This is a genomic window from Mycobacterium sp. IDUB_19 (genome assembly GCF_055419445.1).
In genome coordinates this window covers 1-846 of sequence record NZ_JBVAXR010000186.1, presented here as the reverse complement: position 1 = coordinate 846, position 846 = coordinate 1, and the positions used below count along the sequence as shown (strand labels likewise).

The following is an 846-nucleotide window of genomic DNA, read 5'->3' as shown; positions in this document are numbered from 1 at the left end:
GCATTGCTCGGGCGCTGGTTCTGGTGGCCACAACGCGTGCGGCCGCGCCCGGCAAGTGAGATGCTGCGACCTTTCGGGCCCCGCCGGTTGGTTCGCTCTCTCCTTCTGGGCGAGGACGCGGATGCGGGCAAGTGTCAGAGACCTGTTGGGTCGGAGGTGCCACCGGCGCCGGTGATGGCGGGTGCTTCGCCGCGCGCGTAGACGCGACTGTGGGAATACCCCGATGGGTATTAGAGTTGGAGGAAATATGAGCGATCACAACCACTATCGTGACGTACTTGACGACCTCAACCCGCAGCATCGCGCGCTGCGGAAGATGATCCCGGACGTATACCGGGGATTTGGCGAGATGAGCAAGGCGGCACTGACTTCCGGTGCTCTGGATGGAAAGACCAAGGAGCTCATTGCGTTGGTAATCGGGGTGGTGGCCGAGTGCGACGGCTGCATCGCCTCACATGCGCAGGGGGCCGTTCGTGCCGGAGCTTCCAAAGCGGAAGCCGCAGAAGCCATTGGTGTCAGCATTCTCATGCACGGCGGGCCAGCCACGATCTACGGCGCTCGCGCTTACGACGCATTCTGCGAATTCGCGGACGCGCCGAGTGTGAGCTGACGGCGATCTCGTCCGGCGTGTTGCCGCCGCCACTTCACACTCGACGAGCGGTGTAACCGCTCAGGCGTTGGCGAGTGCCGGGGGACTGCTCGCCGAGGTCAGGTCGTCAGGATCGTCGCCGCGGCGGTGCCGGGGGCGCCGTACAGCTGGGTGAACCCAACCTTCGGGCTCCCGGGCACCTGGCGATCGCCGGCTTCACCGCGCAGTTGGCGAACGATTTCGTGGATCTGCCGCAG

At 65.1% G+C, this 846-nt stretch carries 2 protein-coding genes and 1 pseudogene; 2 read left to right on the top strand and 1 reads right to left on the bottom strand.

Annotation, left to right across the window (positions count from 1 at the left end; genetic code table 11):
• Together ACZY0B_RS27835 and ACZY0B_RS27830 are read left to right on the top strand one after the other, a co-directional pair.
• The coding region (locus ACZY0B_RS27835) for a hypothetical protein (RefSeq protein ID WP_463767436.1) at positions 1-201 on the top strand (201 nt) is incomplete at its 5' end.
• A 46-nt stretch (positions 202-247) separates the two neighbouring features.
• Entirely contained in the window at positions 248-610 is a 363-nt protein-coding gene (locus tag ACZY0B_RS27830) for a carboxymuconolactone decarboxylase family protein (RefSeq protein WP_463767434.1), read from the top strand.
• 98 nt (positions 611-708) lie between these two features.
• Here the strand turns inward: ACZY0B_RS27830 and ACZY0B_RS27825 are convergent.
• Positions 709-846: pseudogene (locus ACZY0B_RS27825) on the bottom strand (thiolase family protein); the annotation flags it as partial.

Excerpts from the sequence above, each read along its gene's own strand:
- ACZY0B_RS27830 (WP_463767434.1), top strand. The coding sequence starts at position 248 with ATGAGCGATCACAACCACTATCGTGACGTACTTGACGACCTCAACCCG.